Here is a 23,315-nt window from a genome sequence, read left to right on the forward strand (position 1 = left end):
ACGATCTGGGACCACTCGACCGGCCGACCCTGGCACCCGACGGCGGGCAGGCGTTGACTGGCGCTCGCGACGGCGCACCCGCGCACCCTCGCACGCGCGACGAGAGGAGCCCCATGCCCCTGATCGGCATCGAAGAGCACTGGACCACCCCTGAGCTGAAGGCCGCGCTCGAGTCGCTGCCGCCCGAGCTGCGTGATGACAGCCTCGCCTTCAACGAGCGGGGCGACCACCTGGCACGGCTCGAGGACGTGGGTGACGGGCGGATCGCCGCGATGGACGAGCAGGGCGTCGACGTGCAGGTGCTGTCGGTGGCTCCTCCGGCGACCGGGCCGTTGCCGCCGGCCGATGCCCGTCGACTCGCGCGAGAGCTGAACGACCTCGCGGCCGGGGCCGTGGCCCGGCACCCGACGCGCCTCCGGGCGTTGGCGACGCTGCCGATGGCCGATCCGGCTGCGGTGGCAGGCGAGTTCGAGCGGGCGTCCGCAGCCGGGTTCGTCGGGGCGATGGTCTACGGCCGGACCGGCGACGTGCCGCTCGACGACCTGCGGTACGACGACCTCTTCGCCATGGCGGCGCGACTCGGCAAGCCGCTGTTCATCCACCCGCAGATCCCGACCCGGGAGGTGCGCGCGGCCCAGTACGGAGGCCTCGGCGACCTGACGGGGCTGGCCCTGTCGACGTTCGCGTGGGGCTGGCACCTCGAGGCGGCGACGGCGGCGTTGCGACTCATCGCGCGGGGCACCTTCGACCGGCACCCCGAGCTGCAGATCGTGCTGGGGCACTGGGGAGAGCTGCTGCTGTTCTGGCTCAGCCGTGCCGACGGGTTGTCGGGGCTGGCGGGCCTCGATCGCGCGGTGAGCGAGTGCATGCGGCAGAACGTGCACATCACGGCGTCGGGCATGTTCGAGCCGGCGTTGCTCAGGCACGCGCTCGAGGTCACGACGATCGACCGGCTGCTCTTCTCGACCGACTACCCCTTCCAGCACCCGACGGGCGACGAGGTGCAGGCCTTCCTCGGCGAGTTCGCGACGGACGCCGACCGTGACGCCTTCACCGGCGGCAACGCGGCGCGCCTGTTCGGCATCGACGTCTGACCAGGAGGCGCGGGTCGCGCCAGCCGCGCCCGTCGCCTCCCGGCCGCGGCCGTCGTCCCCGGGGCACGGCACAATCGACCCATGGACCGCATCGATCGCGCAATCATCGACCAGTTGCGCCGCAACGGTCGCCTGTCGAACCTCGAGCTGGCCGAGGCGGTCGGGCTGTCGCCGTCGCCCTGCCTGCGGCGGGTCCGGCGCCTCGAGCAGGACGGCGTGATCGCGGGCTACCACGCGCGCATCGCACCCGCGGCGCTCGACCGCTCGTTCGAGGTGCTGGTCGACATCGAGCTCAAGGAGCAGTCCGCCGAGATCCTCGCCCGCTTCGAGGCCGAGCTCGTCGCGTTGGACGAGGTCGTGGAGGCGCGGCGCACGTTCGGCGCGCCGGACTACCTCGTGCTCGTGGGCACGAAGGACCTCGCCGCGTACGAGGCGTTCGTCGCGACGAAGCTGTTCGCATTGCCCGGGCTGGGGCGACTGCAGTCGCGGTTCCCGATGGCGACGATCAAGCGCGACCTGGGGTGAGGCGGGCGTGCTCGCGCGGGGCGGGCGCGTCTCGGTGAGGCGGGCTTGTCTCGGTGAGGCGGGCGCGCCTCCTCGGCGTGGGTGCGCCTCCCCATGGCGGGTGCGCTTCCTCGGGGTGGGTGCGCCTCCTCGGGGCGGGCGCGCCTCCGCGGGGTGGGTGCGCCGCCTCGGGGCTGGCGTGCCTCAGCTCTGCTCGTCCGCGAGGGTGAGCGCCTGGTCGAGGATCGTGAGGGCGGCGTCGAGCTCGTCGTCGGTGACGGTGAGTGGTGGGGCCAGCCGCAGGATGCTGTTGACCCCGGGCAGCTGGGCGATGTTGAGGTGCAGTCCGAGCTCGAGGCAGATCGACGTGACCAGGGTGCCGTATGCGTCGGCCGGGGTCTTGGTGACGCGGTCGGTGACGAGTTCGACGCCCTGCAGCAGGCCACGACCGCGGACGTCGCCGATGCGCTTGTGGCGTGACTGCAGGTCGAGCAGGCCGGTGCGCAGGCGGTCGCCGAGTCGGCGGGCGACGGCGTCGAACCCGCCGGCCTCGAGCGTCTCGACGACCGTCAGTCCGACGGCGGCGGCGAGCGGGTCGGAGACGTGGGTGGTGGTGAACATGAAGCCGCGCTCGGCGGCGACGGCCTCGATGGCGTCGGTCGTGACGACGGCGGAGACGGGCAGGCCGGCGCCGAGGGTCTTCGACAGGGTGAGGATGTCGGGCACGATGCCGTGTCGGGTGAAGGCGTACCAGTCTCCGGTGCGGCACAGGCCCGTCTGGGCCTCGTCGACGATGAGCAGCATGCCGCGCTCGTCGCACTTCTGCCGCAGGGCGGCGAAGTAGCCGGGAGGCGGCTCGATGACGCCGCCGGTGCTGAGGATCGGTTCGGCGATGAAGGCGGCGAGCGCGCCGACCGACTGGCGGTCGACCATCGCGAAGCCGAAGTCGAGCTCGGCCTGCCAGTCGTGGACGCCGTCGCGCACGAAGGCCGACCGGTAGGCGTTCGGGGTGGGGATGATGAAGTTGCCCGGGGCGACCGGCCCGTAGCCCGAGCGCGAGATGCTGAAGGTCGCGGCCCCCGAGGCGTGGGTGACGCCGTGGTACGACTGGTCGAACGAGACGACCTCGAACCCGCCGGTGACCAGCTTGGCCATCTTGAGGGCGGCTTCGTTCGACTCGCCGCCCGTGCTGAGGATCATCGTCTTGGTCAGCTCGTCGGGCAGGGTGCGCGACAGGGCGGCGGCGAGGTCGACGACGGGCCGGCTGAGCATGCCGCTGAAGAGGTGGTCGAGGGTGCCGATGGAGGCGCGGACGGTCTCGACGACGGCCGGGTGCGAGTGGCCGAGCAGCGAGCTCATCTGGCCCGAGGTGAAGTCGATGATGGAGCGGCCGTGCTCGTCCCAGAGCGTCGCCCCGGAGGCGCGCTCGACGATCGAGGGCACGAACCCGCCGCGTCCGTACCGGATGAGGTGCCGTTCGGCCGTCGCCCAGAAGTCGGCCGGGGTCTGGCGGGGGTGGCCGGCGTGGTCGTTCGCGGCGGGGCGCGTCGGGTTCGTGGCGTCGATCGTCGTCATGGCGTCCACGCTAGGGAGGTGGCTCAGCCACGCGATGGCGCATCTGCCCGTTCGGATCGACCTGACGCAACGGCGCATCACTTCCGGCTGTCGGAGCGCAACATCGTGCTCATGCCCCCGCGCAGCACTCGACTCGAAGCCCCGGTTCTGGTGCGCAAACGACGTGGTGCTCGGCGTAACAGGCCCCTACCCTAGGCCCATGAGCGCGTCGCCCTCGATGAGATCTCTCCCTCTCATGGGGCGCTTCGCCGTCGCCTTCGGCATCGTCGGCCTGCTGGCCTTCGGAGGGGCCGCGCTGGTCGACTGGCTGGCCTTCGGGCACACCGGCAGCGTGCGGTTTTCGACCGAACCCATGATCGACTGGTTCTCGATCGCGTTCGTGGCTGGGCCCCTCATGCTCGTCACCGCCGCGATCGCCGTGGTGACGGCGGCGGTGTTGGCGCTGATCGTGCTGGTGCGGTGGGTCGTCCGTTCGCGCGCCACCCGCGCCTCCTGATCGGGGTCGCCCATGGTCAACCTCGTCGCACTCGTCCCGGCCCTGCTCACGGCGGTCGCTCTCGCTGCCGTGCGCTGGGCGCCACGAGGGACGCCCACAGACCTCCGCCGGTGGAGCACCCGAGCCCTCACGCTCTGGTCGGCCGTCACGGCGGGCACGCTGGTCGCCCTGCTCGTCGGCCTCCACCTGCAGCACGCCGATCTCGCCGTCTGGTCGGCGTTCGCGCTCATCGCGGCCGCCCTCGCGGCCGTGACCGCGGTCGCCGTGCGGGCGGCGTCGTCGTTCACGCGCTGATCCTGTACGTACCGGATCACCGCACACGGGGCCCTCGTGTCGGCTCAGCGGGCCGGCTGCTACCCCAACGTCGAGACGACCGTGCTCGTGACCGTCGCCACGAGCGCGATCGCGACTCCCCCGCTCGCCCCGAGCACGCCGAGCGCCGTCCCGACCCGCCACCGCCGACGCCGCCGGGCCGCGTCGTCGATCTCGCGGCGCAGGCGGTCGAAGCGGTGTTCGTGACGGAGCGTGTCCGTCAGCACCAGCGCCTCCGTGTGCCAGGTGCCGCGTTCTTCGGCGAGCAGCGCGAAGTAGGCGACCGCCTCGTCCGAGTGCTTGCGCGGCAGGGTCAGCAGCCACTTCCGCAGCTGGGCGACGGTGAGCACGGGGACGACGGGTGCCTTCTTGCCGAAGCGGAGCGAGGCCGCCCCCACCAGGACGATCACCGGCGCGACCTCGACGTCGGTGTGCGCCGCCGTCGACAACAGCCGGGACGCGCGGGTCGCCTCGAACTGCGAGTTGCGGACGTGGTCGGTCCGGTGTCCGCCGACCATGAACGTGCCGCCGCCCACCCAGATCTTCTTGTCGGCGTGGTGCTTCGTGTTGATGGTGAAGATGCCCGTGGGTCCGAGGACGACGTGGTCGATGTCGGACGCACCCGAGCCGACCGGGACGGAGTGCAGCACGGTCCACCCCGGCCCGAGCTCGCTCAGCACGCGGGCGACCTCGATCTCGCCGAGCGCGCCCTGGTACCAGCTGCGCGCCTCGGGGCTCAGCGGCGTGCTGCCGAAGAAGCGGGCACGACGACTCAGGGCAGGGGCAGCGGCCTGCACCCGTAAGCACTCCTGCATCACCGAGTAGGCCGGCCGCCGGGCCTTCAGTGTCATCGCCAGGCTTCCCCGCGCCACGGTCTCGCTCATGGTGTTCCCCCTCGCCCCGACGGTAGGGCGACACGTGATGCTTGAACGAGCCCCCGTTGGGAGGCCACCCGGCGTCCGGGGCCGGCCGGGCCGGCCGAGTGGTCGGAAAACGTCCTTCCGCGGTGCCCGAAGGACGTTTTCGGACCACTCGATCGGGCTGAAGCCATCGGCCCCAGGAAGAATGGCCCCCATGCCGCTCATCCCCGTCGCCATGAACGACGCCGACGCCAGGGCAGGTCTTCAGACGTTCCTCGCCGGGGCCGACCTCACCCTGGCCGGCCTCGACTCGCCGTCACCGCACCTCCACCTCTGGGTCGAGCGCGACGCCGCCGGGGCGATCGTGGGCAGCACCGGCTATGAGCTGAGTGCCGACGGCACCCACGCCCTGGTCCGCAGCGTCGCGGTCGCCCCGACGGTCCGCACCCGCGGAGTCGGCACCGACCTCGCCCGCCACGCTCTCGCCGAGGCCGCAGCAGCCGGGGCCCGCACCGCCTGGCTCTTCTCCCGCCGCTCGGGCCCCTTCTGGCAGAAGCTCGGGTTCGGCCGCGCCGACCGTGACGTCCTCGTGGCCGCCCTCCCCGACAGTCAGCAGGTGCGCCTCTTCCGGGCCACCGGCCAGCTGCACCACGAGACCGCCTGGTCTCGCCCCCTCGACGACCTCCTTTCCCATCCCGAGGAGGCGCGGGTCGCCTCCCCCGCCCGGCACCCGGTCCCCGAGGCCACCGACCCCGCCGCCCGCTAGCCTTGCCCCCGATGACCACCCGCACACGCATCGAACTGGGCCGCCGCGCCGACCTCGGAGCCGACTGTGCCAACTGCTTCGGCCTGTGCTGTGTCGCGCTCGCGTTCACAAAGAGCACGGACTTCCCGTTCGACAAGCCGGCCGGTGATCCGTGCACGAACCTCGACGAGCACGACGGCTGCCGCATCCACCCGCAGCTGCGCGACCGGGGGTTCAAGGGCTGCACGGTGTTCGACTGCTTCGGAGCGGGTCAGAAGGTCAGCCGGCAGACGTTCGCCGGGCGTTCCTGGCGGGACGACGCCGCGACGCGTGAGGCGATGTTCTCGACGTTCCCGCTCGTGCGCCGACTGCACGAGCTCCTCTGGTACCTCGACGAGGCGATCACCCTGGTCGAGCGCGAGCAGGCTCGCCCCGGCGCAGGCACCCCCAATGCCGACCCCTGGCTGGCCGCCTTCGAGCAGGTCCGGACCCTCACCGACGGCACCCCCGACGAGCTCGCCACCCTCGACGTCGACGCCGAGTACGACGCGGTGCGCGCGCTGCTGGTGCAGGCGAGCGAGGTCGCCCGCGCGTCGGCACCCGCGCCTCCTCAACGGCTTAAGAGAAAAGGGCCGGCCCTCGAGCCGGGGAGCGACCTGATGGGTGCCGCATTGGCCGGGGCGGATCTGCGGGGTCGGACGCTGCGCGGCAGCATCGCGATCGCGGCGGACCTGCGCGGGGCCGACCTCGACCGCTGCGATCTGCTGGGGGTCGACCTCCGAGACGCCGATCTCGCCGGGGCCGACCTGTCGGGCGCCATCTACCTGACGCAGATGCAGGTGAACAGCGCCCGGGGCGATGCGGTGACGCGCCTGCCCAAGGGGTTCGCGCGGCCGACGCACTGGGCTGACGGGCGTTAGCACCCGCACCTCTGGTGGCGCCTTCGCCATGGCGTCGACGACGCTCGAAAGTGTCGACTGGAACGCCGAGCGACTCGGAGGCAACCTGCGCGAGGCGGTGCGCGAGTTGAGAAGCCGCCCCGGGGGCCCGCTCCGCCTCGGAGGTTCCACCTTCGCCATCGACGTCGTCGGCTGGGGCCTCGTCGACGAGTACGAGTTCACCGTCATCCCGGGGTCGCCGGCCACGGTTCCTACCTCCTCGCCGGGCACCCCATCCCCTCGGCCTCACACCGACCGCCCGTCACGACCTCGCCTCCGGCGCCGTCGCCGTCGCGACGACGTACCGGCCGCGCGCCTGACGCCCGACGGATCAGCAACGCAGTGAAAGCATCAACACCAGGGAGGCACGGGCTCGCATCACGGAACAAGTCGAGATGCACCGTTTCCCGGCGCGTACGCGACGCCGGCGTTCTACCGAGGTTGCAAGTGAGGGTTGTGGGGCGTCCCCGGCTCCGGCAGGGAGCCGGGCTTGAGATGAAGAATCTTCTCGAGCGACCGAACAGAGGTGTTCAGCTGGTCCCTGAGGTCCATGAGCGCGAACTGCCATCGGTGCGGATTGATCTCTGTTCGTTCTTTATAGGCGACACACGCGAGAACCATGCTCTGTAGTTCGTCCCGTAGACGGTCGTTGGGACGAATCTCGTCTCGAACTGCTGAAATGCGCTCCATCGCCGCCTGGACACTCACGAAGCATCGATTAGCGAACTCGCCGCCAGTGCCCTCGAAGGGCGTGATGAGCGCGAACGCTCGGCGAGATGCAAGGTCGTCGGCGAGGTTGTGAGCTAGCTGCTTGTTCTTCTTTGCCTGATCTCGCCTGAACGTCAACAAGGCGACCGCAATGGCAAGAGCGGCGCTCATGAGCGCCACGATCGAGTCAGGGACGAAGGAACTCCAATTCATGGACTCAGAGTGACAGATGCTCGCACGCTGAATGAACAGAACAAACGCACAGCGGCGGCGCCTCAGCAAACGGCCTCCGCGCTCCGGCAGAATCACAAGCACGACCAAGGGGGATGCAATGCAGGTGACCATCAACGCGTCGACGTACGAGCTGACGAAAGAGGGCATCGAGGTCGACTTGGCTTCGCGCACCCCGGAGCCGCTGACCACCTACTGGGTCGACGTTGCAGGTCGACGTTTCCCGGTCAAACAGGTCTTGTCGGCCGCAACCGGGCTCACCAACCGCGATTTCGACTCCGGAAGAGCCCAGTCCGTCCTCCGGCGTCTCGGCTTCGACGTCCAGAGCTCAGCTCCTGGCTCCCGCGGTCGCGTCCCTGGCTCGACGCGCACCTTCGCCGACGTCGAGTGGGGCCTCGCGACGTCGCCCGACGGCTACGAGGAGGCCCCCTCTGGCAAGCTCCACCTGCCCGGCTGCGCGCACGGTGTCGGAACACCCGTCCGTACGTGGTCGCCTGACGAAACCCTCTCGGCTTGGCGGAACGCTCCCGACGTCGAGCTCCGCACACAGACCGATCCCGGCTGGTGCTCCGACTGTGCCGCGATCCGCGGGACGACCGACCCGGCCTCGCCGGCGACAACGGACGACAAACCCGTTCGCACCGGCCGCGCCGAGCGGCAGGCCATCTCCGAAGCCGCCCGCCTGGTCCTCGGGCCCGGCTTGCGGCGTGAGGGCTCCGTCTTCGACAACGATGTCGTCACGTGGACCGCCGAGACAGCCCAAGCCCTCGACCGTGCCATGGACGCAGCTTCGACTGACGGCACGTTCCGCGACCGGCTCATCCGACAGCTCGCCGGTCAGCCCCGCGCCGTCGTCCTGCTCGCCGCCGAGCTCTGCTTCGTCCAGCGCCTCCCGCTCGTCAACGTCCTCCCCCAGACCAAGCGGAAGCTGCTGCAGGACGTCCTCGACGTCCTCGACGACAAGCCGCCCGTGCCCGAGCAGGTCGTCGACGCCCTGCACACGCTCGGCATCTTCAACGGCGGGCAGGGTTTCAACCAGCAGATCCCCCAGCACGTGCAGTGGCTCTGTCGCTTCATCGCTCTCTGGGACGTTCTCGACGAGGACACCCGAGAAGAGGCACTCGACGATCCGTGGGCGTTCCGCGCCCACGCCATGGACGTCGGCGACGACGGCGCTCCGATCCGCAACTCGCTCCTCGCCCTGGTCTGGCCGACGTACTTCGAGCGCATCGTCTCGGCAGCCGACAAACAGTCGATCGTCGAGGCCTTCGGCGCGGCCCTCACCGATCTGACTGGTGACGTCGACCGCGACCTGCTCGCCCTCCGTGACCGCCTCGACCCCGATGGTCATCTCGACATCGACTGGTACACGTCACCCTGGCGAGAGGAGTGGCGCGCGCCCGACGCAGCCTTTGAACGGCGCGGCTGGGCCGTTCCCGCCGCCGTCCCCGGTCGGCCCTTGGTCGCCCCGGCCCTCGACTTCGACGCGGGCGAGGCAGCCGACCGTCGATCGATACGCAGCGCCGCCCTCCGCGCGGGGGCGGGCCGGCGCGCCATCGAGGACGTCCTGTCTCAGATCGCCTCCGCCACCGCCTTCTACGTCACAATGCAGTCCGAGGACCAAGTCTTCGTCAACCACGACGGGTCCATCCACGTCGGCGTCGTCGGCAAACTCACGGCAGAGGGCGAGCGACCGGTCACCTGGTGGCCGCCCGTCGCAGAGGCCGACGTGCCTGACGCTGTTCTCGACCTCTTGGGGAGCGCCTCCACCATCTCGGATGCCCATTACTTGGTGAACGATCCCACGCCTCCAGGCCCGGTTCACCTGCCTGACGCCACCCCGGAGTTCGCCGCGCGCCTCCACTACGACCGCCCCTGGCTCTCCGACGTCATCGAGCTCCTCGACGAGCGCCGCCAACTGATCTTCTTCGGCCCTCCCGGCACCGGCAAGACCTACGTCGCGCGGGCTCTCGCCGACTTCGTCGCCCCCGGCGGCGCCGTCAAGATCGTCCAGTTCCACCCGTCGTACTCCTACGAGGACTTCTTCGAGGGCTTCCGCCCCACCGTCGACGACAACGGCACCGCGACGTTCCGACTCGCCCCCGGCCCCGTCCGACTGCTCGCCGAAGCGGCCGCCGCAAACCCGTCCGTGCCGCACGTCCTGATCATCGACGAAATCAACCGGGCCAACATCGCGAAGGTCTTCGGCGAGCTCTACCTCCTGCTCGAGTACCGCGACGCGAAGGTCTCGCTGCAGTACTCCCCTGACGACGACTTCCGCCTCCCCGAGAACCTGTTCGTCATCGGCACGATGAACACCGCAGACCGGTCGATCTCACTGGTCGATGCGGCGATCCGGCGCCGGTTCGCCTTCGTCGAGCTGCACCCGGCCGAAGAGCCCGTTCGCGGCTTGATCGACCGCTGGTCCGCCGCGCGACAACACGACGTCAGCCGCGGGGCGCTGCTCCGCCAGCTGAACGACCGCATCGGTGACACCGACCGCGACTTCCAGATCGGACCCTCGTACCTGATGGGCTCCTCGGCCCGGACCGCGCGCGGGCTCGAACGCATCTGGGAGCACGACATCCTGCCTCTCCTCGACGAGCACTACTACGGCCGCATGTCCCGCGCCGAGGTGCGGGCCCGCTTCGGCCTCGCCGCGCTCGAGCCCGGAGTCGTCGACGCCGGCGGCACCCTTGAGGTGGGTGACGAGTTCCGCGAGACGACACCCTCGTGACCCGACTCGATCTCCGTGAGAACGGTGGCTGGTCACCCGCTCCCTTCGATGCCGAGGTCATCGAGCGAGCGTGTGACACCGGGCTGCTCGAGTCCAAGATCACCTCGGCCGGTCCGCAGGTGAAGCCCCAGCTCAATCGGGTCGGTGCCGTCGCCGTGGGAGGCCACGAGATCGTGGTCCGGCCCAAGGCGCCGTTCTCATCGGTCCTCTTCATGCTTGGCTACGCCGCCGACCCGGGCTTCCGACCCGACGAGGTCGACGGCACGGGCGACGACCTCTTCCCGGCCGTCGCCGAGACCTACGCTCGCCTCATGGAGCGGGCCCTCGGCCGCGGGGTCCTCCAGGGCTACCGCCGTCTCGACGAGAGCGCCGTCGCGATCCGCGGACGCATCCGTTTCTCCGACCAGATGTCCCGCCGAGGCGGCCAGCTCCTCCCCGTCGAGCTCACCGTCGACGACTACACGGTCGACATCGCCGAGAACCAGCTCCAGCGGGCGGCGGCCCGCCTCCTGCTCACGCTCCCCCGCCTCACCAAGGAGGCGCGGCGCCGCCTGGTCCACCTCGAGTCCCGTCTCGTACACGCGACGCTGGTGCGCCCGGGTGCGGGTCTGCCGTCGTGGCAGCCCACCCGCCTCAACGAGCGGTACCACCCCGCGTTGCGATTCGCCGAGCTGGTCCTCGCCCGTGTCGCGCCGTCGACGACCGGCGGCGGTCAGGCGGTCGCGTCGTTCGTGGTCAACATGGCTGAAGCGTTCGAGGGCTTCGTCACGGCGGCGCTGACGGAGTCGTTCGCGGCCGTCTCGACCGGTGTCAGCGTCGGCCAGTACCCGACGCACCTCGACCGTGAACGCAAACAGCCCATCCGCCCCGACTTCGTCCATCTCGTCGGCGGCGTCCCCGCCGTGGTGGTCGATGCCAAGTACAAGACCGGTGCCCCGAGAGTCGAGGACCTCTATCAAATGCTCGCGTACTGCACCGTGATGGGTCTTGACGAAGGCACCTTGATCTACACCGACGACGGCACGCGCCTGCGTCCTTCTACGATCTCGATCCGAGGCACCACTATCGAAACCCGCGTAGCCCGTCTGGATATGCGATGCCCTCCGGCTCAACTGCTCCCCCAGATTGACGCAATGACTAGTTGGCCTCGAAAGCCCGTCTGACTAGTTCCTCCACCGCCCCCCAACGCGAGTCGTCCTCCAGACGCAGCTCAAGATCCCCGGTTCCTAGATGCCCGATGTGGGTGACGTCGCGGGAAAAACCTTCCTCCAGGCGCACCGTGGCAGGGTCGAGCTTCACGTAGATGAGCAAGGTGCCTGAAACGGGATGCACCTCGACGCACGCGAAGTTCTTGAGGCGTCGGTAGGCAAAATAGTTGTGGCGAACATTTTTCACGACGTCGTCCCCGAGGGCTTGCGCGAAAGTGTCAAACTTCTCGAAAAGTTGACTAAGAGTCTCGCTCGCGCGCGAGAGGTGAGTCGTCACCGAAGTACCTCGTCGAGCGGGCAGGTCCTCGCGGGAGGTGCCCTCAGTGGGCTCAGGACTCGCGCCCAGTCCGTCGTGGTCCTGTACGGCCCCTTCAGAGGTCTGCATGCGCCGAGACGGTTGTCGCGACACTGACACCGCAGCCCGACTTGAAACTTGCGTGATCAACTCGACCGCAAGCATCTGCCCGCCGAAGTCTCGGTAACGGACCAGCTCGATGTTCCGGTCGATCTGGCGCACGGCGTACTCGTCGTATCGCGTGAAGTCATTAGCGACGCAGATCAGTCGCGGGGCTGACCAGTCGATGGACTCAGAAACTGAAACGCCTAGCTCCCGGCTGACGAGCAATTGGAATTCGGCTCGGTGATCGAGGAGCCAGTCAAGGTAGAACAAACCTTGGTTGATGACGTTCTCCGACGACGTCCTCTTGTATTCGAAGATCACCGGCGAACCGTTCTCGTCGAGTCCGAGAGAGTCGATCCGGCCCCGGTGAACAGGTCCGGTGGAGTACTCCGACCCGAGAAACCGCACGCCGAAAATGGTCTCCATGTTGCCCTCGATGAGCAGTTGGAGATTGCGTTCGAGGGTTACTGTTTGCGATCTGACTTCCGTCGCGATGCTATCCGCGATCGTGAACAGTTTGAGATCAGCCATGATTTGTCTTCGACCGAGCAGGTGCGGCAACCCCGACCTGAATGCTCATGACCACGCAAGAAGTCAAAGGAGCCCGTCTCATGACTGCCCATCCTGAATGGCCGGCGGCAGAGCCTCGAGATGCCTCCTCAACCGGGCGGCCATGGGCGCAAATGTGGCGAGCGTCAGGCCGCCGGACAGAACGCTGCCTGCAAGCGGTATGACCTTCGCAAGACCATTGGCGAAGACAGATTTGGTCATGTGAACACCGACCTGCCCTGACACCTTCTTGACAATGGGGTAGACAAGCCCCTTCGTCAAAGCTTTCTTGGGCAGTTGCTTGGCGACCTGCTCGGCGAGCTTGGCCGCGACGATTCCGACGCCTTTGTTCGCCGCTTGAACTCCGAACATGACACCCACGAACAGCGTCAGCATGTTCTGCGTCGCATCGTCTGGCTCATCCCCTTCCCCCGAAAAGAGTTCGGGCCAGCTGTACAAATAAGCAAGTTTCTGAGCAACTCGAAGCATGTGAGCCAAATACTGTGCCGCGTCCGCGGGGATCGTGCCGAGCATTGCTATCCCACCTGGGATACCTGCCGCGGCCGACAAGGCCGTGACCTTGCCCGTCTCATGCCGGATGGACGCGTCTGCGAGCTTTCGAAGCACGGAGGCCGGGACACCAGCTTCAGCGGGCGTCGTCGCCACCGCTCGTTCGATCTGTTCCTCGGTGCAGTGCCGCGCCAGTGAGCGGCGAAGGTAAGCCGAGCGCTCGATGCGAACGCCGGGGAGCTTCGCAGCGAAGACGAGTGCTTGCCCGAAATTGGAGCTTGCCGAGGTGTCCTCAAGAGTATCCATAAACCCCAAACCTACTGACTCGTAAGAAGTGGGATCGACACTGCATCTTTGCCGGCTGCAGGGCGGTGGTCGTCAACCCACAACGCTCAACACCCCCGTGGCAACCACCGTCACCGCCGTCGTCCACAGCACGATCGCGATGACCTGCCAAAGCATCACCCAGCTCTTGGGCACCCCGGTGCCGACGAGGGTCGCCGCGGTGAACATCGTCGGCAGTGCGAGCGGTGCCAGCAGGCTCGCACCGGGCACGCCGAACTTAACCAGCCAACGCTTGAGCCGCTGCTGTCCCTTCTTCTCGGGCTTCGACTCCGGCACCCCATCACGCGACACGACCCGGGTCGCCGCAGGCATTCCGGCAGCACTCACGCCAGCACCATCGCCAGCACCGGCAGCAGCGCCAGCACCACCCGACGTCGCCCCCGCACGCCCGTCGACGACCTCACCCGCACCCGGCTCACCCGCCGCCGCACCCGACCCGCTAGCCGGTGCCCCACCCACCCCGCGCCTCCTGCGCCGCTCCACGACCCCCGACCGCACCCACGACCCCAACCACACCACCGCGGCCACGCACAGCACGTTGCCGACGATCGCCGCCAGCGCCGCAACGACCGGGTTGACCCCGCTCAGCACTCCGAGCGCGGCCGCACCCTCCCCCTCGAAGAACGGGATCGCCCCCGCCAGCACCAGGATCAGCGGCTGCGCGAGCTCGGGCACCTGGCCCATCAGCTCCTGCAACCAGGCGAACGGGCCGCCCGACGAGGCATCGGACGCAGAAGCCGAGGCCGCGGCCGCGGACGACAAGCGCGACGGGCCTGAGAGGGTGAGTGCGATGGACATGGTGATCTCCTTCGATGGGTGTCACTGAGGTGTGAGGGCACGCCGAACACCGGCGTGGCGAAGAGGGAGCAACGAGGCAGCCAGACGCCGCCGCAAGCAGAACGACCTCAGTCGTCCCGAAGTCCAGGCAGGCCAACCGTCACGAACAACGCCGTCGAGAGCATCGCCGCAGCCGCCACCGCGATGGCGTCCCCCGCGATCTGCGCGCCCCACTTGCCCTGCTGCAGCTCGCGCCCGCGGGTGTAGACGTCGCCCGACCACGGGATGTCCCGGTGCATCGCCGGCAGAACCCCACTCGCCGACACCAGTGCCGCGAGGGCGGCGGTGCGCACCGACGGCTCGGCACCCTCCGCGAGGATGCTCCTCAGCGACGCGACGAGTTCGCCCCGCCGACCCGCGCCTCCTGCCCCCTCGTCCAGGCGCAGCCGAGTACCAGGGATGAAGCCGAGCGTGGTCGTCTTCTCGCGGAGCAGCGCACCGCGCGCCACCAGCCGGTCGAGGGTCAGCGCCCGAAGCGCCGGACCGATCTCGAGCACGAGCGAGTACGCATCCGTCGGCTTGCGCTCGACCCGCTGCCAGGTGCCGAGCAGCAGCTCGTCGGTCGGCGCCGCGGAGGACGTCACCCGCACCTGCCTCCCCCGCAGCGTGGCCTTCCGGTCGATGTCGACCGCGCTGAGCAGCGCCAGCTCGGTCAGCACCGCCCCGGCCAAGACGTGGAACAGCGGAGACCCCTCGCTGTGGATCGACCCCGACCGAGGGTCGAACAGCACGAGCAGCAGATCCTCGGCCAGTGTGGGCGCGAGTGTCGTCTCGCTCATCGCCGGCCTTCCTCGGTGTCGGAACCCGAGGAGGCGCGGCTCGGCCCGGCGCCGCCACCCGCGTCCCCGACACCGGTCGCCTCGCCACCGATCGCCTCGGCATCGGCATGCGTCTCGGCGGCATGGAGTGCCGCCTCGAGCGCGGCCAGCTCGTCGAGCTTCCCGGCCCCGATGAGCGATGCCCGGTAGAGCACCTCGCGCTGAGCGCCGTTGTACAGCTCGACCACCGCCTCGGTCACGGTTCGCTGTGCGAACGCCGCACCCCGCGGAGCCCGCTCCCCCGGGGCACCCAACCACTCGTACCGCTGAGTCACCGCCGCCAGCACCGGAGCGTACTGCTCCCCCAGCCGACGCCGCGTCTCGCGGTCGGCGTCGTCGGTGAGCTCGTCGAGCTCGGCGTCGGCAGCCGTCTTGGGCGAGTCGATCAGCATCTGCTTCAGGTCGTCCATCGCCCCCTCGTCGAACACCTTCGACCAGATCAGCAGCAGCGACTGGTCGGCTTCGCTGAGGTCGCGTCCCGCCTCGGCGAACCCGGCAGGCAAGGAGGCGCTGGTCCGGTTCTCGAGGATCGCCGCCAGCTCGGCGCGGATGCGTTGCAGCCGCTCGATGGTGGCAGCGAGCTCGGCGTCGATCGTGCGGAGGGCGCCGGCGGGGTCGTCGACGGACGAGCCGATCGACTCGATCCGGGCGAGCGGGACGCCGAGGTCGGTCAGACGGGTGATCTGCAGGAGGCGCACCAGGTGCCGCACCTCGTACTGCTTGTACCCGTTGGTCAGCCGCTCGGGCTCGTCGAGCAAACCGAGCTGGTGGTAGTACCGCACCGACTTGACGGTGGTGCCGGCCAGCTCAGCCAGCTCACGTGTGCTCCAGGCCACGGGAGGCTCCTCTCGGTCACGCCGGCGCGGTGCCGGTGTGAAACCAAGTAGAGACCATGCCCTTGGGGCAGGGTCAAGAGGGAATGACTGGATGGCTCCTTCCGCCCGCCGAGCCGACGTTGGTCTCGTTCATCACCTCGAGATCACCCGTTTCTGCAAGGTGCAGAATGCGTCGCCATACCTAATCTCGGAAAATGAGCTTTTCTTGGACTTTGCACCCGGGCGACATGACAACACGGGCAGAACTGGCCGCCACATATGGCGGAAGTGTTTACTCCGGAGGGGTCGTTCCCTCAACTAGAAGCGAGTACGTCATGGTTTTCTCCGACTTGCGCGAGGGGGCACAGTTTGGCTACGCGCTCCATGACGGTGAGACATCAGACGGTAGAGCCTTCAACTACACCGGCGCGGGCCAGGACGGTGATCAACAGTTCAAACTCGGAAACAAGACGCTTCTCAATCACAAGTCGGAGGGTAAGCGGTTACAGCTGTTCGTAGCCGATGGCGTTGTACGAGGAACATCCACAAAGCGACAGAAGTACATGGGCGAGTACGAGGTGCGTTCCGACGACGAACTCGGCTTTCACTTCGCCACGGCTCCCGATCGCAGGGGTCGTGATCGGAAAGTCATCGTCTTCCACCTAGAAAGGGTTTCCGAGGCAGGGCCCCCTTCGCCTTCAGCGTCTGCCGAACCAGAAGAGAGAATTTCACTGCTCGTTCCCACTGAAGTCGACAAGACGTTGATCTCAGCCCGGCAGGGAACGGAAGACGGTGAGGCGCATCGTCGTGAGGCCCAGCTGACGGCGCGCTTCGCTGCCTGGCTGCAGAGCCAGAATGAAACGGCCAGACGCTGGTCCATTCCTCTGGCAGGGGGCAGAAGCATGCTCACGGATTTCTTCACGCCGCATGACAACACCCTTTATGAGGCCAAGGCAAGTGCATCACGAACCGACATCCGCATGGCCATCGGGCAGCTACTCGACTACGCGGCTCACCTCGAGACCGGCATCCGGCTCTCAGTTCTTCTTCCTGCAAGGCCTGTCGACGATCTGATCCAGCTGCTCCAGAACCATGGATTCGGATGCCTCGTCCAAGACGGTCCTGGCTTCTCGTGGATCACCAAACCTCGGGACCGAAGGTAGAGCGGGCACCGAGACGAACGCAGACGCTTGAGCCACCGAGGAGTGGCGAGATATGGGCACCAAACGTGTCCACCTCGGCCGATCACAATCGATTTGGTCGGGCTGACAGGATTTGAACCTGCGACCCCTTGACCCCCAGTCAAGTGCGCTACCAAGCTGCGCCACAGCCCGAGATCCGGGTTCGAAGCGCAACCCAGGTCTTGGTGTTGCCCCGACCGAGGCAACCCCACAACTATAGCCGACAAATGGGCGTGCCTGAGACCGGGCACGAACAAGGGCGGCCCGACGGGCAAGACGAGCCACGACTCGACGGCAACCATGGGGCGGGCGGCTACGGCAGGCCGACACCCCGCGACCGCAGGCGGACCGGACGGAGTGTTTCGCCCCGTTACACCCGCCGCCCCGGCAGACCGCGCACGCACCTACCGTCGTGACATGCCCACCTCGACGACCCGCGCCTCCTCGGCTCTGCCGATCCGTCTGCGCGGCGTCGGGAGGCACTTCGGCGAGCGCCCCGTCCTCAAAGACCTCGACCTCGACGTCGAGGCCGGCGAGATCATCGCCATCATCGGGCCCTCCGGCTGCGGCAAGTCGACCCTGCTGCGCCAGGTTGGCGGCCTCGACCAGCCCGACGCCGGCACCGTGGACATCGACGACTCCCCCACCCGGCCCACCGACCAACGCTGCGCCATCGCGTTCCAAGAGCCGCGCCTCCTGCCCTGGCGCACCCTCCGCCAGAACGTCGAACTCGGCCTGCCGAAGCCTGGCCGAAACCAAGACAAGCCCGACAAGGCCGCCGGCCGGGCCCGCATCACCGAACTGCTCGACCTCGTCGGACTCGGCAGCTCGGCCGGCCTCCGCCCCCGCCAGGTGTCCGGAGGCATGGCCCAACGCACCTCCCTCGCCCGCGCCCTCGCCCGCGCCCCCAAGGTGCTGCTGCTCGACGAGCCGTTCGGAGCCCTCGACGCCCTCACCCGCCTCCGCATGCACGACCTGCTGCTCGACATCCACCGCGCCGAACCCACCACCGTCCTGCTCGTCACCCACGACGTCGACGAAGCCCTCTACCTCGCCGACCGCATCGTCGTCCTCGCTGACCTCTCGCAGCAGCAGCAGCAGCCGCCCGCCGGCGCCACGGGCACCGCCGACACCACCGCAGGAGGCGCGGCGCACGCCGACACCGCACCGGGAGCCCCCAGCATCCAGCGCATCGTCACCGTGCCCGGCGATCGACCCCGCGACCGCGACGACCCCGCCCTGGCCGAACTGCGCCTTCAGCTGCTCGCCGACCTCGGCGTCCACCGCGTCCACGTCGGCAACTCGACCACCAGCACCCTGACCTCGAGCGCCGCGACCACCACGACCGCGACCCCCGGCCACACCGGCGCGACGAGGACGCCCACCCCGGGCACGACCGCGAGCGCCACACCCGCCGGCCACACCGGCACCACGACCGCACCTGCACCGCCACCCACACACCACCGCACCGCCCCCGACAGCACGGAGACGAACCGATGACCTTCCGCACCCTCCCCACCACCCGCACCCGCGCCTCCTGGGCCGGCGGTCTCGCCCTCGCCGCGGCGAGCGCCCTCGTCCTCACCGGCTGCGTCGCGGGCGAGGACGCCAACACCGGCGCCCAAGCGGCTGGCGGCACCGGCGAGAGCACCGGCGAGTGGTCGACCGACACCCTCGACATCGACTTCGCGACCTACAACCCGCTCAGCCTGGTCGTGAAGAGCCAGGGCTACCTCGAGGACGCCCTCGGCGACGACGTCACCGTCAACTGGACCCAATCGGCCGGCTCGAACAAGGCCAACGAGCTGCTGCGTGCCGGAGCGGTCGACGTCGGCTCGACCGCCGGCTCGGCCGCGCTGCTCGCCCGCTCGAACGGCTCCCCCATCAAGACGATCGACGTGTACTCGCAGCCCGAGTGGTCGGCGCTCGTCGTCCCGGGCGACTCGACCATCACCGACGTCGAGGGGCTCCATGGCAAGACGATCGCCGCGACCAGCGGCACCGACCCGTACTTCTTCCTGCTGCAGGCACTCGACCAGGCGGGGCTCAGCGCGTCCGACGTGACGATCCAGAACCTGCAGCACGCCGACGGACGCGCCGCCCTCGAGAACGGCAGCGTCGACGCCTGGTCGGGCCTCGACCCGATCATGGCCGCCAGCCAGGCCGAGTCGGGCACCAAGCTGATCTACCGCAACGTCGACTTCAACAGCTACGGGTTCCTCAACGCGACCGAGTCCTTCCTCGACGCCTCCCCCGACGTCGCCCAGGTCGTCGTCGACTCGTACGAGAAGGCCCGCGCCTGGGCGATCGACAACCCCGACGCGACGGCCGACATCCTCGCCGAGGCCGCCGGCATCGACCCCGCCGTGGCCTCAACGGTGATCGACCGCACCCACCTCGACATCGACCCCGCCCCCGGAGCCGACCAGCGCGCCGTCCTCGAGACCGTCGGCCCGATCCTCGTCGAGTCGGGCGACGTGCCCTCGCAGGACGACGTCGACGCCGCCCTCGACTCGCTCTTCGACGACGGCTACGCCCGGTCCGCCACGTCATGAGCGACAACCTGAGCGGTCGCGAGGCGGACGCCCGCCAGGTCGTCCGCGACGAGGCGACGCGCGGCACGGGCACCGTCGTCGACGGAGCCTGGCGCGGCGACGTCACCCACGCCGTCACCGGCACCCCCCTCGACAGGGCACGGGTCGCGTCCGACGCGCACCGCGCCTCCCCGTCCGGACCGCAGGAGGCGCGGGTCGCGTCCGACGCGCACCGCGCCTCCGCGTCCCGACCGCAGGAGGCGCGGGCCGCCGACGACGGACGCCGCGCCTCCTCGTCCGGGTCGCCCGCGCCGCGACGCCCGGGTGCCCCGGGCGCACCTGCTCCCCGCCGCCTGGCCCTGCTCGGGGTGCTGGTGCCGGCCGCCGTGCTCGCCGCCTGGGTGCTCGCCACCACCGTCGGAGGAGTCCCCTCGTACCGCCTGCCGTCCCCCGCCGACGTGGTGCGGGCCGGCGTCGATCTCGTCGCGACGGGCCAGCTCGGCCTCTACGTCGCCATCTCGGTGCAGCGGGTGCTGATCGGGTTCGTGGTCGGCTCGGCGATCGGGCTGGTCGTCGGAGCCGTCGTCGGTCTGTCGCGGGTGGGCGAGGCCCTGCTCGCGCCGTCGATCGCGGCCGTGCGGGCGGTGCCGTCGCTGGCCTGGGTGCCGCTGCTGATCCTGTACCTCGGCATCGGAGAGGACAGCAAGGTGACGCTGATCGCGATCGGTGCGGCGTTCCCGGTGTTCACCACGGTCGCGGGGTCGCTGCGGCACGTCGACCCGCAGCTCGTCGAGGCCGGCCGCGCCTACGGCCTGCGCCGGGTGTCGCTGTTCACCCGGGTGCAGCTGCCGGCCGTGCTGCCGTCGCTCGTGTCGGGGCTGCGGCTGGCGCTGGCGCAGGCGTGGCTCTTCTTGGTCGCGGCCGAACTGATCGCGTCGTCGATGGGCCTCGGCTTCTTGTTGACCGAGTCGCAGTCGAACGGGCGCGTCGACCGGATCTTCCTCGCCATCGTGCTGCTGGCCTTGCTCGGCACGCTGAGCGACACCGTGCTGAACGTGGTGCAGCGCGTCGCGCTGCAGCGCTGGCGGTAGGTGGCGCGCGGGCACGGCCCGACCCCGCCACGAGGTGAACACGCCGCCACGAGATCTCGTGGCGGCGTGTTCACCTCGTGGCGGGATGCGCGCCGACGTCCGCACGCCACACCTACGCCCGCCCTCCGCCGCACCTCTGCCCACGCAGGACGCCAGGCGGTGGACACAGCGCCACGTCTAGTTCTGGCGCTGTGTCCACTTCGTGGCGTCGTGGCCCGATGAAGGCCGCGCCCCGGCTGATCGACCGGCCCGCCCGCCCGGCTGCCCGCCCGGCTGCCCGCCCGGCCGCCCGCCCGCCCGAGCCGCACCCTCGCCCCCACCCCGCCACGAAGTACACACGCCGCCACGACATCCCGTGGCGGCGTCTTTACTCCGTGGCGGGATGCGCGCCGACCACCTCTCGTCCGGACGCCCGCCTCCCACCGGCCCGCGCCTCCTGCCCGGCCCCCGCCACGGAGTACACACGCCGCCACGACATCCCGTGGCGGCGTGTTCACCTCGTGGCGGGGTGGGCCGAGCAGCGCCCCGCGCTACCGCACCACCGTCAGCCGGTACCCGCGCTTGATCACCGTCTGCACCAGCCCCGGCTCGGGCAGCGCCCGCCGCAGACGGCTGACCGCGACGTCGACCCCGTGGTCGTCGAGCTGCTCGGGAGCCGCGAGGGCCAGCTCGTCCCGCGACACCGTCGCCCCCTGGGCGGTGACCAGAGCACGGAACAGCGCGAGCGCGACCGGGCTGAGCGTGGAGCGCTGCTCCGCGAGGCGCACCTGGTGCCCCCGCAGTTCGACGTCGCCGTAGTCGGTTCTCAGCCGGTGCGCCGCGTTCTGCTCGAGGTGCTGGCAGAGCAACCGGATCAGCGCTCCCATGCGGAACCGGTCGGGCACGATCGGCAGGACCCCGGCCTCGACGAGCGGCGCCGCCGTCACGGGTCCGACCGCGGCCACCACGACCTGGTCGCGCAGGGCGTTCTGCAGCTCGTCGAGCCGACCCGCCCCGTCCGCGATCGAGAAGAGGGCGTCGACGGCGGGGGCGCTCGTGAAGGTGATGGCGTCGACGCTGCCGCCACAGAGCGCGGAGATGAGACGACGGACGCGACTGACGTCCTCGTGCACCGTCCAGCGGTACGGCGACACCGTCAGCACGGTGGCCCCCGCGTCCCTCAGGCGGTCGAGCTGCGCCGGGTCGGTCAGTCCGTGCAGCTGCACGGCGACGGTCTGGCCCGCGACGTCGCTGCGCAGGACGAGGTCGACCAGCGACGTCGTCGTCTCACGCTCGCTCATCCCCTGGTCGTCGAGTCCGGCCGCACGGATGGCCCCGCGCGCCTTGGGCCCGCGCACCACGATGCGGGCGTCGGCGAGCACCGTGACCAGGTCGTCGCCGATGCCGGCCGCGTCGGCGGCGTCGAACCACCGCCGCATGCCGTACGAGGTGGTGGCGAGCAGCACGTCGGGTCGGGCCGAGATGATGCCGAGCGTCTCGTCGACCAGCGTCTCGTCGTCCTGCACGCCGGTCATCCGGATGGTGGGCGCGTGCACCACGTCGGCACCACGACGCTCGAACGCGGCGATCAGTTCCTCCGACCGACGGTCCGAGGTCACCGCCACGCGGAACCCCTCGAGCTGGTCGGGCTGGAACGCCGCGACGCTCGCCGCCCCGTCGGCGTCGGTCACGCCGTCACCCGGGCGTCGGCAGCCGACGCGGCGCATGGTGCCGGCGCCACGGCACGTGACGCAGCCGCCCCTGCACGGGACGCGGCAGCCCCGGCCCGAGACCCCTCCGACCCGACGGGACGCGGTGCCGCGAACGCCACGAGGTCGGCGACCTCGTCGAGCCCGGCGTCGGCCACCCGTACGACCTCGCCGATCACGATGACGGCCGGCGACCGGAACGTCCCGATCAATGCGTCGACCTCGCCCACGGTCGTGACCGTGCGTCGGCTGCGGTCGGTGAACCCGCTCTCGAGCACCGCCATCGGCATGTCCACGCTCATCCCGTGACGGCGGAGTCCGGCCGCGGTCTGCGGCAGGTTCGCGACGCCCATCAACACGACGATCGTGCCGCCGAGACCCACGAGGTGTCGCAGTTCGTCGTCGGAGAAGGGCACGTGACCCGACAGCACGGTGAAGGCCCGGCTGACCTCGCGGTGGGTCACGGGGATGCCGGCCTCCTCCGGCACGGCGACGGCGCTCGTCACGCCCGGGACCACGGTCACCGGCACGCCGGCCCGTCGACAGGCGGCGACCTCCTCGCCCCCGCGACCGAACACGAACGAGTCACCGCCCTTCAACCGGACGACCCGACGACCGCGCACCGCGTGCTCGACGAGGAGTGCCTCGATCTCGCGCTGCGGCACGGCGTGGTGACCGGGGGTCTTGCCCACGTCGACCAGCTCGGCACCCGGCGCCAGCTCGGCCACCCGGTCGCCCGGCCCGAGTCGGTCGTGCAGCACGACGTCGGCCGCGGCGAGCGCCGCACGCCCCGCGACGGTCAGCAGCTCGGGCGCACCCGGTCCCCCGCCGACGAGCGTCACGTGCCCGTGCGGAGACGGGTCGGTGGCGGGTGCGGTGGCCAGGGGCACCTCGAGGGCGGCGGCCGACGCGGCGATCGCGACCCGCGCCTCCTCGGGTCCCTCGACCCAGACCACCAGGTGCAGGAGGCGCGGTCCGGCGCCCGCGAGCAGCGCGCGGAGGTGCCGCGCGGCGTCGTCCGCGGGCCGTGACTCGACGACGGCTCCGTCGGCCCGCACCGCGGCCACGGCGTGGCGGGCCTGGTCGGGTCGACCGACGACGAGCACGTGTCGACCGGTCAGGTCGAGGGTCAGCTGCAT

The 23,315-nt window shown here is 69.9% G+C and carries 21 protein-coding genes, 1 tRNA gene and 2 pseudogenes; 13 read left to right on the top strand and 11 right to left on the bottom strand.

Annotation, left to right across the window (positions count from 1 at the left end; all coding sequences use genetic code 11):
• The first annotated feature begins 113 nt into the window (after window positions 1-113).
• Both AC3CCI_RS01050 and AC3CCI_RS01055 read left to right on the top strand, forming a co-directional pair.
• Window positions 114-1,094: an amidohydrolase family protein gene (locus AC3CCI_RS01050; RefSeq protein ID WP_488627837.1), complete on the top strand. Its 981-nt coding sequence runs from the start codon at window positions 114-116 to the stop codon at window positions 1,092-1,094.
• Window positions 1,095-1,175: 81 nt separating this feature from the next.
• Entirely contained in the window at window positions 1,176-1,619 is a 444-nt protein-coding gene (locus tag AC3CCI_RS01055; protein ID WP_488627838.1) for an Lrp/AsnC family transcriptional regulator, read from the top strand.
• A 183-nt stretch (window positions 1,620-1,802) separates the two neighbouring features.
• On the opposite strand, the gene AC3CCI_RS01060 is transcribed toward AC3CCI_RS01055, so the two are convergent.
• On the bottom strand, window positions 1,803-3,173 hold the full coding sequence (locus AC3CCI_RS01060) for an aspartate aminotransferase family protein (RefSeq protein WP_488627839.1): 1,371 nt from the start codon (window positions 3,171-3,173) through the stop codon (window positions 1,803-1,805).
• Between the two features lie 199 nt (window positions 3,174-3,372).
• Between AC3CCI_RS01060 and AC3CCI_RS01065 the strand changes: the two genes are divergently transcribed.
• On the top strand, window positions 3,373-3,669 hold the full coding sequence (locus tag AC3CCI_RS01065; RefSeq protein WP_488627840.1) for a hypothetical protein: 297 nt from the start codon (window positions 3,373-3,375) through the stop codon (window positions 3,667-3,669).
• A 12-nt stretch (window positions 3,670-3,681) separates the two neighbouring features.
• Window positions 3,682-3,963, top strand: coding sequence for a hypothetical protein (locus tag AC3CCI_RS01070; RefSeq protein WP_488627841.1), 282 nt, complete (start codon window positions 3,682-3,684; stop codon window positions 3,961-3,963).
• Between the two features lie 59 nt (window positions 3,964-4,022).
• On the opposite strand, the gene AC3CCI_RS01075 is transcribed toward AC3CCI_RS01070, so the two are convergent.
• Window positions 4,023-4,865, bottom strand: coding sequence for a nuclease-related domain-containing protein (locus AC3CCI_RS01075; protein WP_488627842.1), 843 nt, complete (start codon window positions 4,863-4,865; stop codon window positions 4,023-4,025).
• Window positions 4,866-5,055: 190 nt separating this feature from the next.
• Here AC3CCI_RS01075 and AC3CCI_RS01080 point away from each other — a divergent pair, with 190 nt between their 5' ends.
• Window positions 5,056-5,607, top strand: coding sequence for a GNAT family N-acetyltransferase (locus AC3CCI_RS01080; protein WP_488627843.1), 552 nt, complete (start codon window positions 5,056-5,058; stop codon window positions 5,605-5,607).
• A gap of 11 nt (window positions 5,608-5,618) precedes the next feature.
• Window positions 5,619-6,506: a pentapeptide repeat-containing protein gene (locus tag AC3CCI_RS01085; protein ID WP_488627844.1), complete on the top strand. Its 888-nt coding sequence runs from the start codon at window positions 5,619-5,621 to the stop codon at window positions 6,504-6,506.
• Window positions 6,507-6,956: 450 nt separating this feature from the next.
• Here AC3CCI_RS01085 and AC3CCI_RS01090 read toward each other — a convergent pair whose 3' ends face one another.
• Complete coding sequence (locus AC3CCI_RS01090; RefSeq protein WP_488627845.1) at window positions 6,957-7,637, bottom strand: DUF6650 family protein; 681 nt, start codon at window positions 7,635-7,637, stop codon at window positions 6,957-6,959.
• Here AC3CCI_RS01090 and AC3CCI_RS01095 point away from each other — a divergent pair.
• From AC3CCI_RS01095 to AC3CCI_RS01105, 3 genes and pseudogenes are all read left to right on the top strand, one after another.
• A pseudogene (locus AC3CCI_RS01095) lies at window positions 7,564-7,740 on the top strand (hypothetical protein); the annotation flags it as partial. The gene AC3CCI_RS01090 and the pseudogene AC3CCI_RS01095 overlap by 74 nt on opposite strands.
• A gap of 501 nt (window positions 7,741-8,241) precedes the next feature.
• Window positions 8,242-10,200 carry an McrB family protein gene (locus AC3CCI_RS01100; protein ID WP_488628708.1) on the top strand — a complete coding sequence of 653 codons (1,959 nt, stop codon included), beginning with the start codon at window positions 8,242-8,244 and terminating at the stop codon, window positions 10,198-10,200.
• Window positions 10,197-11,363 (top strand): McrC family protein, encoded by a 1,167-nt coding sequence (locus AC3CCI_RS01105; protein WP_488627846.1) that lies wholly within the window; start codon window positions 10,197-10,199, stop codon window positions 11,361-11,363. The genes AC3CCI_RS01100 and AC3CCI_RS01105 overlap by 4 nt, the downstream gene beginning before the upstream one ends.
• On the opposite strand, the gene AC3CCI_RS01110 is transcribed toward AC3CCI_RS01105, so the two are convergent.
• From AC3CCI_RS01110 to AC3CCI_RS01130, 5 genes are all read right to left on the bottom strand, one after another.
• Entirely contained in the window at window positions 11,338-12,339 is a 1,002-nt protein-coding gene (locus tag AC3CCI_RS01110) for a DUF5655 domain-containing protein (protein ID WP_488627847.1), read from the bottom strand. The two genes, AC3CCI_RS01105 and AC3CCI_RS01110, sit on opposite strands and share 26 nt — an antisense overlap.
• A 78-nt stretch (window positions 12,340-12,417) precedes the next feature.
• Window positions 12,418-13,173 (bottom strand): hypothetical protein, encoded by a 756-nt coding sequence (locus tag AC3CCI_RS01115; protein WP_488627848.1) that lies wholly within the window; start codon window positions 13,171-13,173, stop codon window positions 12,418-12,420.
• 72 nt (window positions 13,174-13,245) lie between these two features.
• Complete coding sequence (locus AC3CCI_RS01120; protein WP_488627849.1) at window positions 13,246-14,010, bottom strand: small multidrug efflux protein; 765 nt, start codon at window positions 14,008-14,010, stop codon at window positions 13,246-13,248.
• 107 nt (window positions 14,011-14,117) lie between these two features.
• Window positions 14,118-14,828, bottom strand: a complete 711-nt coding sequence (locus AC3CCI_RS01125; protein ID WP_488627850.1) for a GOLPH3/VPS74 family protein — start codon at window positions 14,826-14,828, stop codon at window positions 14,118-14,120.
• Window positions 14,825-15,703 carry a MerR family transcriptional regulator gene (locus AC3CCI_RS01130; RefSeq protein ID WP_488627851.1) on the bottom strand — a complete coding sequence of 293 codons (879 nt, stop codon included), beginning with the start codon at window positions 15,701-15,703 and terminating at the stop codon, window positions 14,825-14,827. The genes AC3CCI_RS01125 and AC3CCI_RS01130 overlap by 4 nt, the downstream gene beginning before the upstream one ends.
• 227 nt (window positions 15,704-15,930) lie before the next feature.
• Here AC3CCI_RS01130 and AC3CCI_RS01135 point away from each other — a divergent pair, with 227 nt between their 5' ends.
• Window positions 15,931-16,845 (top strand): SRA domain-containing endonuclease, encoded by a 915-nt coding sequence (locus AC3CCI_RS01135; RefSeq protein ID WP_488628709.1) that lies wholly within the window; start codon window positions 15,931-15,933, stop codon window positions 16,843-16,845.
• A gap of 94 nt (window positions 16,846-16,939) precedes the next feature.
• On the opposite strand, the gene AC3CCI_RS01140 is transcribed toward AC3CCI_RS01135, so the two are convergent.
• Window positions 16,940-17,016 (bottom strand) — tRNA-Pro (locus AC3CCI_RS01140).
• 264 nt (window positions 17,017-17,280) lie between these two features.
• Here AC3CCI_RS01140 and AC3CCI_RS01145 point away from each other — a divergent pair.
• From AC3CCI_RS01145 to AC3CCI_RS01155, 3 genes and pseudogenes are all read left to right on the top strand, one after another.
• A pseudogene (locus tag AC3CCI_RS01145) lies at window positions 17,281-18,144 on the top strand (ABC transporter ATP-binding protein); the annotation flags it as partial.
• Window positions 18,145-18,359: 215 nt separating this feature from the next.
• Window positions 18,360-19,418, top strand: a complete 1,059-nt coding sequence (locus AC3CCI_RS01150; RefSeq protein ID WP_488627852.1) for an aliphatic sulfonate ABC transporter substrate-binding protein — start codon at window positions 18,360-18,362, stop codon at window positions 19,416-19,418.
• On the top strand, window positions 19,415-20,488 hold the full coding sequence (locus AC3CCI_RS01155) for an ABC transporter permease (protein WP_488627853.1): 1,074 nt from the start codon (window positions 19,415-19,417) through the stop codon (window positions 20,486-20,488). Before AC3CCI_RS01150 ends, AC3CCI_RS01155 begins: the two co-directional genes overlap by 4 nt.
• 530 nt (window positions 20,489-21,018) lie before the next feature.
• Here the strand turns inward: AC3CCI_RS01155 and AC3CCI_RS01160 are convergent.
• Both AC3CCI_RS01160 and cobA read right to left on the bottom strand, forming a co-directional pair.
• Window positions 21,019-22,158, bottom strand: a complete 1,140-nt coding sequence (locus AC3CCI_RS01160) for a uroporphyrinogen-III synthase (RefSeq protein ID WP_488627854.1) — start codon at window positions 22,156-22,158, stop codon at window positions 21,019-21,021.
• A complete protein-coding gene (cobA, locus tag AC3CCI_RS01165) occupies window positions 22,155-23,315 on the bottom strand; it encodes a uroporphyrinogen-III C-methyltransferase (RefSeq protein ID WP_488627855.1) in 1,161 nt (386 codons plus the stop codon). Before cobA ends, AC3CCI_RS01160 begins: the two co-directional genes overlap by 4 nt.

It is taken from the genome of Frigoribacterium sp. CF331, assembly GCF_057787905.1.